This is a genomic window from Mycobacterium lehmannii (assembly GCF_002245535.1).
In the GTDB taxonomy this organism is placed as follows: domain Bacteria; phylum Actinomycetota; class Actinomycetes; order Mycobacteriales; family Mycobacteriaceae; genus Mycobacterium; species Mycobacterium lehmannii.
This window is the reverse complement of record NZ_NKCN01000004.1, coordinates 211,157-227,182: the sequence shown is the minus strand read 5'-3', so window position 1 is coordinate 227,182 and position 16,026 is coordinate 211,157. Positions and strand designations below refer to the sequence as shown.

General features: G+C 67.9%; 16 protein-coding genes. 14 read left to right on the top strand and 2 right to left on the bottom strand.

Features of this window, described 5'->3' with window-relative positions; all coding sequences use genetic code 11:
* Positions 1-27: 27 nt before the first annotated feature.
* From murC to CEX87_RS07450, 9 genes are all read left to right on the top strand, one after another.
* A complete protein-coding gene (gene murC / locus CEX87_RS07490; protein WP_064394188.1) occupies positions 28-1,431 on the top strand; it encodes a UDP-N-acetylmuramate--L-alanine ligase in 1,404 nt (467 codons plus the stop codon).
* Positions 1,428-2,396: a cell division protein FtsQ/DivIB gene (locus tag CEX87_RS07485; protein WP_064418309.1), complete on the top strand. Its 969-nt coding sequence runs from the start codon at positions 1,428-1,430 to the stop codon at positions 2,394-2,396. The genes murC and CEX87_RS07485 overlap by 4 nt, the downstream gene beginning before the upstream one ends.
* A gap of 211 nt (positions 2,397-2,607) precedes the next feature.
* Positions 2,608-3,747, top strand: a complete 1,140-nt coding sequence (ftsZ, locus tag CEX87_RS07480; RefSeq protein WP_064349978.1) for a cell division protein FtsZ — start codon at positions 2,608-2,610, stop codon at positions 3,745-3,747.
* A 19-nt stretch (positions 3,748-3,766) separates the two neighbouring features.
* Positions 3,767-4,474 carry a peptidoglycan editing factor PgeF gene (gene pgeF / locus CEX87_RS07475; RefSeq protein WP_064418308.1) on the top strand — a complete coding sequence of 236 codons (708 nt, stop codon included), beginning with the start codon at positions 3,767-3,769 and terminating at the stop codon, positions 4,472-4,474.
* Positions 4,471-5,274 (top strand): YggS family pyridoxal phosphate-dependent enzyme, encoded by an 804-nt coding sequence (locus CEX87_RS07470; protein ID WP_416171890.1) that lies wholly within the window; start codon positions 4,471-4,473, stop codon positions 5,272-5,274. Before pgeF ends, CEX87_RS07470 begins: the two co-directional genes overlap by 4 nt.
* Positions 5,275-5,287: 13 nt before the next feature.
* On the top strand, positions 5,288-5,923 hold the full coding sequence (locus tag CEX87_RS07465; RefSeq protein ID WP_066842717.1) for a cell division protein SepF: 636 nt from the start codon (positions 5,288-5,290) through the stop codon (positions 5,921-5,923).
* Positions 5,924-6,043: 120 nt separating this feature from the next.
* Positions 6,044-6,334 carry a YggT family protein gene (locus CEX87_RS07460; RefSeq protein WP_064349985.1) on the top strand — a complete coding sequence of 97 codons (291 nt, stop codon included), beginning with the start codon at positions 6,044-6,046 and terminating at the stop codon, positions 6,332-6,334.
* Positions 6,335-6,571: 237 nt separating this feature from the next.
* A complete protein-coding gene (gene wag31 / locus CEX87_RS07455) occupies positions 6,572-7,369 on the top strand; it encodes a DivIVA-like cell division protein Wag31 (RefSeq protein WP_064393987.1) in 798 nt (265 codons plus the stop codon).
* A 25-nt stretch (positions 7,370-7,394) separates the two neighbouring features.
* On the top strand, positions 7,395-7,721 hold the full coding sequence (locus tag CEX87_RS07450; RefSeq protein WP_064393986.1) for a hypothetical protein: 327 nt from the start codon (positions 7,395-7,397) through the stop codon (positions 7,719-7,721).
* On the opposite strand, the gene CEX87_RS07445 is transcribed toward CEX87_RS07450, so the two are convergent.
* Positions 7,718-8,416, bottom strand: a complete 699-nt coding sequence (locus CEX87_RS07445; protein WP_064393985.1) for a phosphoribosyltransferase — start codon at positions 8,414-8,416, stop codon at positions 7,718-7,720. The two genes, CEX87_RS07450 and CEX87_RS07445, sit on opposite strands and share 4 nt — an antisense overlap.
* 65 nt (positions 8,417-8,481) lie before the next feature.
* Between CEX87_RS07445 and CEX87_RS07440 the strand changes: the two genes are divergently transcribed.
* Positions 8,482-9,831 carry a TIGR01777 family oxidoreductase gene (locus CEX87_RS07440; protein WP_066808578.1) on the top strand — a complete coding sequence of 450 codons (1,350 nt, stop codon included), beginning with the start codon at positions 8,482-8,484 and terminating at the stop codon, positions 9,829-9,831.
* On the opposite strand, the gene CEX87_RS07435 is transcribed toward CEX87_RS07440, so the two are convergent.
* Positions 9,810-10,544, bottom strand: coding sequence for a type 1 glutamine amidotransferase (locus CEX87_RS07435; RefSeq protein ID WP_064425653.1), 735 nt, complete (start codon positions 10,542-10,544; stop codon positions 9,810-9,812). The genes CEX87_RS07440 and CEX87_RS07435 overlap by 22 nt on opposite strands.
* A gap of 42 nt (positions 10,545-10,586) precedes the next feature.
* Between CEX87_RS07435 and CEX87_RS07430 the strand changes: the two genes are divergently transcribed.
* The 4 genes from CEX87_RS07430 to CEX87_RS07415 all read left to right on the top strand — a co-directional run bounded on the left by CEX87_RS07430 (position 10,587) and on the right by CEX87_RS07415 (position 16,026).
* Positions 10,587-12,134: a phospholipase D family protein gene (locus CEX87_RS07430; protein WP_064425652.1), complete on the top strand. Its 1,548-nt coding sequence runs from the start codon at positions 10,587-10,589 to the stop codon at positions 12,132-12,134.
* On the top strand, positions 12,131-13,660 hold the full coding sequence (locus tag CEX87_RS07425; RefSeq protein WP_094286558.1) for a phospholipase D family protein: 1,530 nt from the start codon (positions 12,131-12,133) through the stop codon (positions 13,658-13,660). Before CEX87_RS07430 ends, CEX87_RS07425 begins: the two co-directional genes overlap by 4 nt.
* A 24-nt stretch (positions 13,661-13,684) precedes the next feature.
* On the top strand, positions 13,685-14,431 hold the full coding sequence (locus CEX87_RS07420) for an alpha/beta fold hydrolase (protein WP_094286556.1): 747 nt from the start codon (positions 13,685-13,687) through the stop codon (positions 14,429-14,431).
* Between the two features lie 167 nt (positions 14,432-14,598).
* Entirely contained in the window at positions 14,599-16,026 is a 1,428-nt protein-coding gene (locus CEX87_RS07415; RefSeq protein ID WP_064418301.1) for a nitrate/nitrite transporter, read from the top strand.

Genomic DNA, 16,026 nt, shown 5'->3' with positions numbered 1-16,026 from the left:
CTGCCCGAGGAGCTGCAGCGGGTGCACATGGTGGGCATCGGCGGTGCCGGCATGTCGGGCATCGCGCGCATCCTGCTCGACCGCGGCGGGCTGGTGTCGGGCTCCGATGCCAAGGAGTCGCGCGCGGTGGCCGCGTTGCGGGCCCGCGGTGCCGCGATCCGGATCGGACACGACGCCTCCTCGCTGGACCTGTTGCCGAACGGCCCGACCGCCGTCGTCACCACCCACGCCGCCATCCCCAAGACCAATCCGGAACTGGTCGAGGCCCGTCGACGCGGTGTCCCGGTGATCCTGCGGCCGGTGGTCCTGGCCAAGCTGATGGCAGGCCACACCACGCTGATGGTGACCGGCACCCACGGCAAGACCACCACGACGTCGATGCTCATCGTGGCGTTGCAGCACAGCGGGTTCGACCCGTCGTTCGCGGTGGGCGGGGACCTCGGCGAGGCGGGCACCAACGCCCACAACGGCAGCGGCGACGTCTTCGTGGCGGAGGCCGACGAAAGCGACGGCTCACTGCTGGAGTACAGCCCCGATGTCGCGGTGGTGACGAACATCGAGGCCGACCATCTCGACTTCTTCGGAAGCGCCGAAGCCTACGGCGCCGTGTTCGACGACTTCGTCGAACGCCTCAAACCCGGTGGCGCGCTTGTGGTCTGCACGGACGACCCGGGCGCCGCGGCGCTCGCCGAGCGCACCGAGGAGCTGGGCATCCGCGTACTGCGCTACGGCAGCGACCCGAGCCGGCCGCTGCAGGGCACCTTGTTGAACTGGGAGCAGCACGACACCGGCGCGGTGGCGCACATACAGTTCGCCGACGAACCGCACCCGCGGGTGATGCGGCTCGCGGTGCCGGGACGGCACATGGCGCTCAACGCGATCGGCGCGATGCTCGCGGCGGTCGAGGCGGGTGCACCGGTCGATGCGGTGCTCGACGGGCTGGCCGGTTTCGAAGGGGTGCGGCGCCGGTTCGAGTTGGTCGGAGAGGCGAACGGCGTGCGGGTCTTCGACGACTACGCGCACCATCCGACCGAGGTGCGCGCCACGCTCGGTGCGCTGCACACCGTCACTGAGCAGGCCGGCGGTCGTTCGATTGTCGTCTTCCAGCCGCACTTGTATTCACGCACACAGACATTCGCCCGCGAGTTCGGACAGGCGCTCGACGGTGCCGACGAAGTGTTCGTGCTCGACGTCTACGCCGCCCGCGAGCAGCCGATCGCGGGCGTCAGCGGAGCAAGCATCGTCGAGCACGTCAGCGTGCCGGGAACCTATGTGCCCGACTTCTCGGCGGTCTCAGCGCGGGTGGCCGAGGCCGCCGCACCGGGCGACGTCGTCGTCACGATGGGCGCCGGCGACGTCACGATGCTCGGCCCGGAGATCCTCACCGCGCTGCGCGTCAAGGCCAACCGGAGCACACCGGGGTCGCGATGACCGGGCCGAGCGACCGTGACCCGGAGCCCTCGGAGGCGCCCGAGCCGGGGGAGGATGCGCCGCAGTCGCATGAGACGCCGCAAGACGCGGAGTCGCCGCCGGACTCCGAAACGTCGCCAGACTCTGAAACATCCAATCAGACACCGGATTTCGAAGGCCCGCGCCGGCGCGCGCGCCGCGAGCGTGAGGAGCGCCGCGCGGCTCAAGCCCGCGCCACGGCGATCGAGCAGGCCCGCAGGGAGGCCAAGCGGCGCGCACTGGGCAAGCCCGCGGGCGACACCCGCAAACTGCGGAGGGGAACGGTCCGCGGCCTGAAGGTGCTGATGTGGTCGGCGCTGATCAGCGTCATCGTCGTCGGGCTCGGACTGCTGCTGTACTTCACTCCGGTCATGGCGGTGCGCAACACGGTGGTCACCGGTGTGGGCGCGGTGACGCAGGAGGAGATCGTCGCCGCGGCGGCCGTCGCGCCGGGCACGCCGCTGCTGCAGGTGAACACCGACAACGTCGCCGAGCGGGTGGCCGCGATCCGGCGGATCGCCAGCGCACGTGTTCAGCGCCAGTATCCGTCCACCCTGCGGATCACCGTCGTCGAGCGAGTTCCGGTGGTGGTCAAGGACTATCCGGATGGACCGCACCTGTTCGACCGCGACGGCGTCGACTTCGCGATCGGCCCGCCGCCGCCGGGGGTGCCCTACCTCGACACCGACAATCCCGGTCCCAACGACGCACCGACCAAAGCGGCGCTGCAGGTGATGACGTCGCTGCGCCCGGAGGTCGCCGCGCAGGTCGCCCGCATCGCGGCGCCCTCGGTCGCGTCCATCACCCTGCAGCTCATCGACGGCAGGGAGGTGGTGTGGGGAACCACTGACCGGACCGAGGAGAAGGCGCTCAAACTCGGGGCGTTGCTCACCCAGCCGGGCAAGACCTACGACGTGTCGAGTCCCGACCTGCCGACCGTGAAGTGAGTCTCTGCGTCCAACTCGCCGTTGCGAGTCCAGCGCGAAGTTGCACGAAAATTTGTCGCGCGTGTCGGCGCGCCTGCGTCGCTAGGTCGCGACCTCGCCCTACCGTTCTGGTTGCGCGGAACAACTTGACATAACTATAACCCTCTGGTTGAGGTTTAGGGTTTGCCAAGGCTCGGCGTGTCGTCGGACAACTTGGGAGGAAGGGATCGCGATGACCCCCCCACATAACTACCTCGCCGTCATCAAGGTGGTCGGCATCGGTGGCGGCGGCGTCAATGCCGTCAACCGGATGATCGAGCAAGGCCTCAAGGGCGTGGAGTTCATCGCCATCAACACCGACGCACAGGCGTTGTTGATGAGCGACGCCGACGTCAAGCTCGACGTCGGTCGCGATTCCACGCGCGGTCTCGGCGCCGGCGCCGATCCCGAAGTGGGGCGCAAGGCCGCCGAAGACGCCAAGGACGACATCGAGGAGCTGCTGCGCGGCGCCGACATGGTGTTCGTCACGGCGGGCGAGGGCGGCGGCACCGGCACGGGTGGCGCTCCGGTGGTGGCGTCGATCGCGCGCAAGCTCGGCGCGTTGACCGTCGGCGTTGTGACGCGGCCGTTCTCGTTCGAAGGCAAGCGGCGCAGCAACCAGGCCGAGAACGGCATCCAGGCGTTGCGGGAGAGCTGCGACACGCTCATCGTGATCCCCAACGACCGGCTGCTGCAGATGGGCGATGCTGCGGTCTCGCTGATGGACGCGTTCCGCAGCGCCGACGAGGTGCTGCTCAACGGCGTGCAGGGGATCACTGACCTGATCACCACACCCGGCCTGATCAACGTCGACTTCGCCGACGTCAAGGGCGTGATGAGCGGGGCGGGCACCGCGCTGATGGGCATCGGTTCGGCACGCGGCGACGGCCGTGCGCTCAAAGCCGCCGAGATCGCGATCAACTCGCCGCTACTGGAGGCGTCGATGGAGGGCGCGCAGGGTGTGCTGCTCTCGGTCGCCGGCGGCAGCGATCTGGGCCTGTTCGAGATCAACGAAGCCGCGTCGCTGGTGCAGGACGCCGCCCATCCCGATGCCAACATCATCTTCGGCACGGTCATCGACGACTCGCTCGGCGACGAGGTGCGGGTCACCGTGATCGCCGCAGGCTTCGACTCCGCCGGTCCTGGACGCAAACCGGTGGTCAGCCCGGCCGAAGGGCAGGGCATCACCCCGGGCAAGGCCGGCAAGGTGAGCACATCGCTGTTCGAGCCCGCGGATCCGGCGAGCGTGCCGGTACACACCAACGGCGCGACGGTCAGTATCGGCGGGGACGATGACGACGACGTCGACGTGCCGCCGTTCATGCGCCACTGATCCGGCAATACTGGCGACCGTGACGGTTCGCATACGGCGCGTGACCACGACACGGGCCGGCGGCGTCTCCGCGCCGCCGTTCGACACCTTCAACCTCGGCGACCACGTCGGCGACGATCCGCAGGCCGTCGCCGCCAACCGCAAACGGCTCGGCGGCGCCATCGGATTGGGCGATGACGCAATCGTGTGGATGAATCAGGTGCACGGGGATCACGTCGCCGTGGTCGACGACGCCACGGATCATCCGGTCGACAAAACTGACGCATTGGTCACCGCCACACCGCGGTTGGCTTTGGCGGTGGTCACCGCCGATTGCGTTCCCGTTTTATTGGGCGACGCGCGCGCCGGTGTGGTGGCCGCCGTGCACGCCGGGCGCGTCGGTGCGCAAAACGGCGTCGTGGCGCGCACCGTCGAGGCGATGCTGTCGCTCGGCGCGCACGCCGAGGACATCTCGGCGTTGCTCGGACCGGCGGCCAGCGGGCGCAACTACGAGGTCCCCGAGGCCATGGCCGCCGAGGTCGAGACCGCGCTGCCCGGCAGCCGCACGATGAGCGCGAAGAACACACCCGCGCTGGACCTGCGAGCCGGAATCCACCGGCAATTAACGACTTTGGGTGTCACCGCCATCGACGTCGACCCTCGCTGCACGATCGAGGACCGCAACTTGTTCAGCCATCGCCGCGACGCCCCGACCGGGCGGTTCGCCTCACTGGTGTGGATGGAGTGAGCGACACCGTGCCGTCCTCCCGCGAAGTCGAGCTGAGCCAAGCGCTGGCGGCCGTGCGCAAACGCCTGGCCGCCGCCGCCGAGGCCGCAGGGCGCGATATCACCGACATTGAATTGTTACCGGTAACCAAATTCTTTCCCGCCCACGATGTCATTATTCTTCGCCGTTTGGGTTGTGAGGCTTTCGGCGAATCACGCGAACAGGAAGCGTCGAATAAAGTCCGAGAAATCGCCGCCATTCCCGATGTCGGATCCATTCGCTGGCACATGGTCGGCCGGATACAGCGCAATAAAGCGCGATCCATTGCCGGCTGGGCGTATGCGGCGCACTCGGTCGACACCCGCAAATTGATCGACGCGCTGAGCCGCGCGGCGTCCTCCGCGCTCGACGAGGGCAGGCGCAACGAACCGCTGCGCGTCTTCATCCAGCTGAGCCTCGATGGGGACGAAAGCCGCGGCGGCGTCGACATCGACGAACCCGATTCGGTCGACGAATTGTGCGCCGCCGCGCACGCCGCACCCGGACTGGAGTTCGCCGGGCTGATGGCGATCCCTCCGCTCGGCGAGGATGCGGACGCGGCGTTCGCGCGCGTGAACGCCGAGTACAAGCGGGTGCAGGCCGGCTACCCGCAGCGCCTTCAGCTGTCGGCCGGTATGTCGAACGATCTCGAAGCGGCGGTCAAACACGGCTCGACATGTGTGCGTGTCGGTACCGCGTTATTGGGACAACGTCCTTTACCGTCACCAGAAGTAGTCACTCCAGTCACATCTTCATCACAGACACCAGAGTCCAGGGCATGAGAAGGGTCGAACGATGAGCACACTTCACAAGGTCAAGGCCTACTTCGGTATGGCCCCGATGGACGACTACGACGACGAGTACTACGAGGACGACGACCGCGGCGCCTCACGTGGATATTCGCGCCGTAGTCGAGACGAACACTTCGACGACGACGGGTACGGCCCGGGCCACCGCGGTTACGACGACCGCGACTACGACGATGCGCCGGGCGGTTACCGCGGTTACGAGGACCGCTTCGAGCCGAGACTGCGCGCACCGCGCGAGTTCGAGCGCCCGGCACCCCGTTTCGCCCCGATGCGCGGCGCCACCCGCGGCGCGCTGGCCATGGACCCCCGCAGGATGGCCGAGCTGTTCGAGGCGGGCAGCCCGCTGGCGAAGATCACCACGCTGCGGCCGAAGGACTACAGCGAGGCCCGCACGATCGGCGAACGGTTCCGCGACGGAACCCCGGTGATCATGGACCTGGTGTCGATGGACAACGCCGATGCCAAGCGCCTCGTCGACTTCGCCGCAGGCCTGGCCTTCGCGCTGAGGGGGTCGTTCGACAAGGTGGCCACCAAGGTGTTCCTGCTGTCGCCGGCGGACATCGACGTGACGGCCGAGGAGCGGCGCCGCATCGCCGAGGCCGGCTTCTACTCCTATCAATAGGTCGTCTCACAGACGGGTAGGCTGGCGTCGCGTGCGGGCTTGAGAGGTCTCGGGCGAGACTTGCCTGTATCAAGCCTGTAGTAAACGTCACATCTGAGCCCGTAGTGAGGACCGTCCGCGTTGTCGCTTTTTTTCGAAATCCTGGGCTTCGCCCTGTTCGTCTTCTGGCTGCTGCTGATCGCGCGGGTTGTGGTCGAGTTCATCCGGTCGTTTTCCCGGGACTGGCATCCGAAGGGCGCCACCGTGGTGATCCTCGAGATCATCATGACGCTGACCGATCCGCCGGTGAAGCTACTGCGGCGGCTCATTCCCCAGCTCACGATAGGTGCGGTGCGCTTCGACCTGTCGATCATGGTGCTGCTGCTCGTCGCCTTCATCGGCATGCAACTGGCCTTCGGCGCGGCGGCCTGAGACCGCATCGAGCCAGACGGAATCGGCTCTCCCGATGAGTGGAGACCGGGCCGTTTGCCGGCAAGAAATTGAGCGGCGAAATGGTCGCCGCGTGTCCGGCCGTGTTTGAAATTCGCTCTTAATTTCATCCTCTTCTGCTACGGCCGCGTCTGGTGTGACAGGATGGACGCCAGTTACGTTCCACCCACGCTCTACACTTTGAGACCGGTTGACTGTCCAGACTTCAAGGGGGCGACAATGCCGCTCACACCCGCCGACGTTCACAACGTCGCGTTCAGCAAGCCACCCATTGGCAAGCGCGGCTACAACGAGGATGAGGTTGACGCGTTCCTCGATCTGGTCGAGAACGAGCTGACGCGCCTCATCGAGGAGAACGCGGATCTTCGGCAGCGTGTCGCCGAGCTGGAGCAGGAGTTGGCTTCCGGCTCCGGCGGAAGCCAGTCGACACAGGCCATGCCGGTCTACGAGCAGCCCGCCCCCGAGCCTGCTCCGACTCCGCAGCCGGCCTATGAGGCGCCTTCGTCGCAGCCCAGCGAGGACCAGGCGTTGAAGGCGGCCAAGGTGTTGAGCCTGGCCCAGGACACCGCGGACCGGTTGACCAGCACCGCGAAGGCCGAGTCGGAAAAGCTGCTCGCCGATGCGCGGGCGCAGGCCGATGCCCTGGTGAGCGAGGCGCGGCAGACCGCCGAGACCACCGTCGCCGATGCTCGCCAGCGCGCCGACGCGATGCTCGCCGACGCCCAGACCCGGTCCGAGGCGCAGCTGCGCCAGGCGCAGGAGAAGGCCGACGCCCTGCAGGCGGATGCGGAGCGCAAGCACTCCGAGATCATGGGCACCATCAATCAGCAGCGCACCGTGCTGGAGGGCCGCCTCGAACAGTTGCGCACGTTCGAGCGCGAATACCGCACCCGGCTCAAGACTTATCTGGAGTCCCAGCTCGAGGAGCTCGGCCAGCGCGGTTCGGCCGCGCCCGTCGACTCCAGCGCCGGAAACGACGGCGGTGGTTTCAATCAGTTCAACCGGGGAAACAACTGAACCCGCTTTGGCCTAGGGTTGATCAATGCTGATCGTTGCGCTCGTCCTCGCTGTCATCGGCCTCGCGGCACTGGTGACGGCCGTCGTCACCAGCAATGAACTGATCGCCTGGGTCTGTATTGCGGCCAGCGTGATCGGTGTGGTGCTGCTGATCGTGGATGCGGTGCGGGAGCGCTCGGGCCGCAAGGCCGACGCGGCGCCCGACGCGCAGACCGATGCCGATCCGGAGTACTACGAGGACTATCCCGACGACGAGGCCGTCGCGGAGCAACCCGAGTACGCGGGCGAGCCCGGCGCCGACGACGAGACCACGGTCGTCGAACAAGCCGACTCCGGCGAAGACCGCCGCTAATTCCCTTGGCGCCCTTGCTGGTCCGGCTCGCCGGGGGCCAGCAGGTCGCGCACTTCGTCGTCGCTGACCTGATGGAAGTCGGCGAACACCTGGCCGACGGCCTCGAATCCCTGCGGCATGCTCGCGCAGACGACGTCGTCGGCTTCCTTGGCTAGCTCGCGGCACGCCGACGGCGGTCCGACCGGGACGGCGACGACGATCCGCGCCGGGTTCTTGGACCGCACGGCACGCACCGCGGCGAGCATGCTGGCTCCGGTGGCGATCCCGTCGTCGACCAGGATCACCGTCCTGCCCGTCAACTCGGGAGGCGGGCGGTCGCCGCGATAGGCCTGCTCGCGCCGGTTCAACTCCTCGGTCTCGCGAGCGATCGCGGCCTGCATCGCCTCGTCACCGATGCCCAGGTTGCGCACGAGGTTGTCGTTGACGACGACACCGCCCCCGCTGGCCAGCGCGCCCATCGCGAGCTCCTCCCATTGCGGCACACCGAGCTTGCGGACCAGGAAGACGTCGAGGGGAGCCTGCAGCGAGCGGGCCACCTGCGCGGCGACCGGAACGCCGCCGCGCGCGAGTCCCAACACCACCACATCGTGACCGCGGTAAGACGACAACTCGCGGGCCAGAACCTCGCCGGCCTCCCGGCGGTCCTGATACAGGCGTTTGCCGCTTCGGCGGGCGAGCCCGCTCCATCCGTTCATGACTACGACCGTGGGTACCCCACCCTGAAGCAATCCATCGGCATGACGGCGACGAATATCGACACATGGGAATCGAATACGAGAGCGTCGTCGGGCACACGCTCGACGAGGTGTTCGGCTGGTACGCACGACCCGGCGCGATGAGGCGGCTGATCCCGCCGTGGCAGCCGATGAAGGCGATCGCGGAAGCCGAGTCGCTGGCCGATGGGCGCGCGGTGCTCGGGCTGCCGGGTGGTCTGCGTTGGATCGCCCAGCACGACCCGGGCCGCTATGACCCGCCGCGCCGCTTCGTCGACGTGCTGACCTCGGACGGGCCGGCCTCGTGGCCGCCGCGACTGGTCGGCCGGTGGACCCACGTTCACGAGTTCGGCGAGGCCCCCGGCGGCACCCGGGTTTATGACCGCATCGAGGCGCCGGTGCCGGCGGCGGCGCTGCGGCCGATGTTCGTCTACCGCCACCGCCAACTGGCCGACGACCTTGCCGCTCACCGCGACGCCGCCGACGCAGGGCTTCGCCCGCTCACGGTCGCGGTCAGCGGCGCATCGGGTCTGGTCGGGTCGGCGTTGACAGCGTTCCTGAGCACGGGAGGGCACCGAGTGATCCGGCTGGTGCGGCGGGCGGCGGCGGGCGCGGACGAGCGGCAGTGGAATCCCGATCGGCCGGATCCAGGGCTGTTGACCGGGGTCGATGCGGTCGTGCACCTGGCGGGTGCGTCGATAGCCGGCCGGTTCACCGACGCCCACAAGGACGCGATCCGCGCCAGCCGCCTCGAACCGACCCGTCGGCTCGCCGAGGTGGCGGCGCGGGCCGATGACGGACCGAGAATCTTCGTCAGTGCGTCGGCGGTGGGCATCTACGGTTTCGACCGCGGCGATGCGGCGCTGACCGAGGAAAGCGTGGCCGGGGACGGCTTCCTGGCCGAGGTGGTCCGGGATTGGGAGGCGGCGACGGCGCCGGCCGCCGAGGCGGGGTTGCGGGTCGTCACCATCCGGACGGGGATCGTGCAGTCCGCGCGCGGGGGCACGCTGCGCCTGATGCGGCCGTTGTTCGCCGCCGGCCTGGGTGGCCGGCTGGGCAGCGGCAGGCAGTGGCTGGCGTGGATCGCGCTCGACGATCTGCTCGACGTGTATCTCCGCGCGCTCTACGACGACCGGATGGCCGGTCCCGTCAATGCGGTGGCCCCACATCCGGTGCGCAACGCCGACTACACCAGGACGCTGGCGCGGGTGCTGCGCCGTCCCGCCGTCGTGCCGGTTCCGTCGTTCGGGCCGCGACTACTGCTCGGGGAACAGGGAGCGCGCGAACTCGCCGAAGCCAATCAACGAGTGCTGCCCGCCGCATTGCAGGCGCTCGGCCATCGCTTCCGTCATCCGTCGCTGGACGGTGCGCTCGCTCACGAGCTCGGGCACGGTTGACCGGCCACACGTGTCACGAAGCCGTGCACGAGACACCGTACCCGGCTGGCCGCGTCGCCTGCGAACCTGTCTGTCTGAGAACGTAATTCGTCACGGGTGAGGCCGAAGGCGGCGACTTCGCCGATATCGTCGTCGGCCAGCCATCGGTCCAGCAGCTCGAGGTCGACCTCGGGGTGGAACTGCAGCGCGAGCGCGCGGCCGAACCGGAACGCCTGGGATGCGTCGGCGGTGCGGGCCAGTTCGGTGGCGCCGGGCGGCAGTGTCCAGCGGTCGTGGTGCCATTGGAACCATCGACCGCCGGGCACCAGTTCCGGATCGGTGGACTCGACGTCATACCAACCGATCTCGGGTGACAGCGACCGTGTGACCGTCCCGCCGAAGCTCTGCGCCAGCAGTTGTCCGCCGAAGCAGATGCCGAGGATCGCGATGCCCGCGTCGGCCGCGCGGCAGATCATCGCCATCTCCTCGCCGACCCAGGTGCGGCGCAGCGCGTCGTCGTAGACGGGCCAGCGCGCGCCGAGAGGTACAAGCACGTCGTAGTGGGTCGGGTCGGGAAACGTGACGTCGTCGGCAGGGGAGTGTGTGCGCTCACGGGGCACCACCTCGAAGGTGTGCACGTCGAAGCCCTCGTCGACGAACGCCTCGCCGAGCAGCGCCTCGGTCGCGAGGGGGTCGTTGTAGAGAAACAGGACTCTTGCCGTCACGCGGCCCATTATTCCGCGCGTAGATCCAGCGTCGAGTGGGCATCCCACGGGGTGTCAGTGCTGGCCGAATGGTTCCTCACCGCCGGTGAACGCGGTAACCCCGATTGGGAGCTGCCGGCGTGGAGCGAGGGCAACCACGCCGAGGCTCTTATTCACGGCGCGTCGTACTTCGATCGGCTCGTCACCGAGGTTGAGGCGCTTCGCGCGGGAGATCACCTGTTCTTCGCCGACTGGCGCGGCGACGCCGACCAGAGGTTGCGCGACAACGGCCCTACCGTCGCCGAACTGTTCCGCTCGGCCGCCGAGCGCGGCGTGCTCGTCAAGGGTCTGATGTGGCGGTCGTATCCAAATCGCTTGCAGTTCAACGAGGAGCAGAACCGTCACCTGGCCGAGACCATCGAGCGCGCCGGTGGGGAGGTGCTGCTCGATCAGCGGGTGCTGGTGGGCGGATCGCATCATCAACGGCTGGTGCTGCTCCGCCACCCCGGTGAACCGGAGCGGGACGTGGCGTTCATCGGAGGCATCGACCTGTGCCACTCGCGTCGCGACGACGCGTCGCACCGCGGTGACCCGCAGGCGGTGCAGATGTCGAAGCGGTACGGGGAGCGCCCGCCGTGGCACGACGTGCAGCTGCAGGTGCGCGGTCCGGTCATCGGGGCGCTGGACGTCACCTTCCGGGAGCGGTGGACGGCGCGCGCGCCGCTGGATCTGTTCAACCCGCTTGCGTGGCTTCGCGACAGGTTCGGGGGCGAGGACCAGCGGCCGCGCCCGCTACCGGAGCAACCGCCGGACCCGCCGGCCTGCGGACCGCACGCGGTGCAGGTGCTCCGCACCTACGGCGACGCCTTGATCCAGTACGAGTTCGCCAAGGAGGGCGAACGCAGCATCGCACGCGGCTACACGAAGGCGATTCGGCGCGCCAGGAGCCTGATCTATCTGGAGGACCAGTATCTGTGGTCCGATGAGATCGCCAACCTCTTGGTCGAGGCGTTGACCAACAATCCCGACCTGCAACTGGTGGCGGTCGTGCCGCGCTACTTCGATCTGGAAGGTGGTCTTGGCCGCCCGCCGACGCTGGTCGGGCGTCAACTGGCGCTCGACGCGTGCCGCCGCGCCGCGCCTGACCGGGTGCACGTGTTCGACGTCGAAAACCACGAGGGCACACCGGTTTATGTGCACTCGAAGGTGTGTGTCATCGACGACACCTGGGCCTGCATCGGCAGCGACAACTTCAATCGCCGGTCGTGGACACATGACAGCGAACTGTCGTGCGCGGTGCTCGACGCCGACGACCGGTTCGCGCGTGATTTACGGCTGCGGTTGTTGCGCGAGCATCTCGACCGGGCCGAGGACGGCAGCGAAGACGAGGGTCTGGTCGACCCGGTCGCCGCCGTCGACGAGATGATCGCGTGCGCAGCGATTTTGGAGGATTGGCATCGGTCGGGCCGCTCCGGGTCGCGACCGCCGGGACGACTGCGACCGCACGAGAGCGAGCGGGTCGATCCGCTGACACGGCTGTGGGCCGAACCCGCCTACCGGATGATCTTCGACCCCGACGGTCGCTCGTATCGCGACCGGCTGTTGCGGCGGCGGCCGTGAACGTCGAGGAGTGGTTCCTGACCGAGCAGGAGCGCGGCAACCCGGCGTCGGACATCCCGGCGTGGTGCGAAGGAAACCGCGTCGAACCGCTCGTGCACGGCTCGACCTATTTCGACCACCTCGCCACCGAGGTGGAGGCGCTCGCGGCGGGCGACTACGTGTTCTTCACCGACTGGCGTGGCGACCCCGACGAGAAGATGCGTGACAACGGGCCGACGGTTCGCGAGTTGTTCTGCCGTGCAGCCGAACGCGGGGTGGTGGTCAAGGGTCTGGTGTGGCGGTCGCATCTCGATGAGCTCTCCTACAGCGAGGAGGAGAACCGCCATCTCGGTAAGCACATCGAGAAGGCCGGCGGCGAGGTCCTGTTGGACCAGCGGGTGCGGATCGGCGGTTCGCATCATCAGAAGCTGGTCGTGATCCGCCATCCCGGTTCCCCGGAGCGCGATGTGGCGTTCGCGGGAGGCATCGACCTGTGTCACTCGCGGCGGGATGACGCCTCGCACCACGGCGACCCTCAGGCGATCGAGATGTCACCGCGCTACGGCGACCATCCACCGTGGCATGACGTGCAGTTGCGGTTGCAGGGGCCGGTCGTCGGCGCGCTGGACATGACGTTTCGTGAACGGTGGAACGATCCTGCGTCCCTGGACATGCTGAATCCTTTGGCATGGCTGCGGGACAAGTTCAGTGGCACGGACATGACCGCCGATGCGCTGCCGGAGCAACCGCCGCACCCGCCACCGTGCGGTCCGCACAGCGTGCAGGTGCTGCGGACCTACCCGGACGCCCATTTCGCGTACGACTTCGCGCCGCACGGCGAGCGCAGCATCGCCCGCGCGTACAGCAAGGCGGTGCCGCGGGCTCGCCGGCTGATCTACCTGGAGGACCAGTACCTGTGGTCCAAGCGGGTGGCCGACCTGTTCGCGGCGGCGCTACGGGCCAACTCCGATCTGCATCTGGTCGCGGTGGTGCCGCGTTACCCCGATGTCGACGGCCGGCTGGCCCTGCCGCCCAACCAGGTCGGGCGTTGGCAGGCCATCGAGACGTGTCAACGTGCCGCACCGGATCGGGTGCACGTGTTCGATGTCGAGAACCACGAGGGCACACCGGTGTACGTGCATGCGAAGGTCTGCGTGATCGACGATGTGTGGGCGTGTTCGGGTAGCGACAACTTCAACCGGCGATCGTGGACGCACGACAGCGAGTTATCCTGTGCGGTACTGGATTCCGAGGGCGTTTTCGCACGGGATTTCAGGCTGAAGCTGATGCGCGAGCATCTGGACCGCAGCGAGGACGGCGGCCTGGTCGATCCGGTCACCGCGGTGTCCGAGATCGTTGAAACCGCAGAGGCGCTGGAGGCGTGGTACGCCTCGGGTCGGCGAGGACCGAGACCGCCCGGCCGCTTGCGCCCGCACAAGGCCGAACGACTCGGGCTGCTGACGCGGCTGTGGGCCGAGCCGGTGTACCGGTTCATGTACGACCCGGACGGGCGTTCGTACCGAGACCGGCTCCGGCGCAAGCTGTGAATCCGGCGTGCCTAGGATCGCTGTATGACAGTGGTTCTGGTGCACGGTAATCCGGAGACGGATGCGATCTGGGGGCCCATGGTCGACGTCCTCGGCCGCGATGACGTGGTGCTGCTGTCGCCGCCGGGGTTCGGCGCACCGCTGCCCGACGACTTCTCGGCTACGTACCTTGACTATCGGGACTGGCTCGAGCGCGAACTGGAGCGCATCGGTGAACCCGTCGATCTGGTGGGACACGACTGGGGCGGCGGTCACGTCGTCAACGTGGCGATGCGCCGTCCCGAACTCCTGCGCACCTGGGCCAGCGACGTCGTGGGGCTATTCGATCCCGACTATGTCTGGCACGAGCTCGCCCAGGTGTGGCAGACGCCCGGAGCCGGTGAGGAACTGGTCGAGGCGATGATGGGCGGCACGGTCGAAGACAAGACGGCGCAAATGGCCGGTCTGGGACTCCCACCCGATGTCGCAACAGCGCTCGCCCGGGCGCAAGGTCCCGAGATGGGGCGCGCGATCCTGGCGCTGTACCGCTCTGCGGCCCAGCCGGTTCTGTCCGAGGCGGGCCGCCAGCTCGAGAAGGCTGCCGCCCGTCCGGGGTCGTCGTTTCTCGCGACGGAGGACACGTACGTGGGCACCGAGGACATGCGCCGGCGGGCGGCGGCGCGAGCAGGCGCGCGCACAGAGGTTCTCGACGGCTTGGGGCACTGGTGGATGGTGCAGGATCCCGCACGCGCGGCCGAGGTGCTCGCCCGATTCTGGGAGACGGCTGCCTGACGGGCCGACCTGTCCGTTCTGATCGCTCGCCGGCCGGCGTAACCCACGCCACATTTGTTTCGTCAACGTTTCCGGCGACCGGACCGCCTTGCACCGCCTGTGTGAGCGGGAGTTGACCTTTCGGTCACGGACGTGCAACGGCTACGGAATGGCCGCACTTCATCGTGATGCCTGTGAAGACTCTGAGCCGCAGCCGCACCATCGACAACTGGGACGCCGAGGACCTCGAGGCCTGGGAATCCGGTGGCAAGAAGATCGCCAAGCGGAACCTGATCTGGTCGATATTCGCCGAGCACGTCGGATTCTCAGTGTGGTCGATCTGGTCGGTGATGGTGCTGTTCATGCCCCAGGACGTCTACGGCATCGATGCGGCGGGCAAGTTCTACCTGGTCGCCATGCCCACCCTGGTCGGCGCATTCATGCGGATCCCGTACACCATCGCCCCCGCAAGGTTCGGCGGGCGTAACTGGACCATCGTCAGTGCCCTGCTGCTATTGATCCCGACCGTGCTGACGCTGTGGGTGATGAACACCCCCGGCACGTCCTACACCACGTTCATGATCGTGGCCGCGGTCGCGGGAGTCGGCGGCGGTAACTTCGCGTCGTCGATGACCAACATCAACGCGTTCTACCCGCAGCGGCTCAAGGGGTGGGCGCTCGGCCTGAACGCCGGCGGCGGCAACATTGGGGTACCGGTGATTCAGCTGGTCGGGCTCCTGGTGATCGCCACCGTCAGCAACACCGCACCCGAAATCGTCTGCGCCATCTACCTTGTCCTGATCGCGTTGGCCGCGCTGGGGGCGGCACTGTTCATGGACAACCTCGGCAATCAGCGGTCGAACCTGGGCGCCATGGCAGAGGCGTTGCGGTTCAAGCACTCCTGGGTGATGAGCTTTCTCTACATCGGCACGTTCGGCTCGTTCATCGGCTTCTCGTTCGCCTTCGGGCAGGTGCTGCAGATCAACTTCCTCGCCGGCGGCGACACCCCCGCGCAGGCGTCGCTGCACGCCGCCCAGATCGCGTTCATCGGCCCGCTGCTGGGTTCGATCTCGCGTCCGTTCGGCGGCAAGCTGTCCGATCGGGTCGGCGGGGGCAGGGTCACCCTCTACACCTTCATCGCGATGATCTTCGCCGCAGGAATCCTGGTGGCGGCCGGCGTGCTCGACGACGGTATGGCAGGTGCGGCCACCAGCGGTCAGATGGCCGCCTACGTAACCGGTTTCATCCTGTTGTTCGTCTTGTCGGGCATCGGCAACGGCTCGACCTACAAGATGATCCCGTCGATCTTCGAAGCCAAGGCCCAGGGTCGCGACGACTGGAGCCGCGAGGACAAAGCCGCCTGGTCGCGCAGCATGTCCGGCGCGTTGATCGGCTTCGCTGGTGCGGTCGGCGCCCTCGGCGGCGTATTCATCAACGTCGTGCTGCGCGCGTCGTACGTCAGCGACGCCAAGTCCGCCACCAACGCGTTCTGGGTGTTCCTCGGCTTCTACGTGATCTGCGCGATCGTCACGTGGTTTGTGTTCCTGCGCATGCAGACCTCGCGGACCGGCGCCGGCGAGCAGGTCGGCCGCGTCGCTTCACCGGTGCCCGCCTGA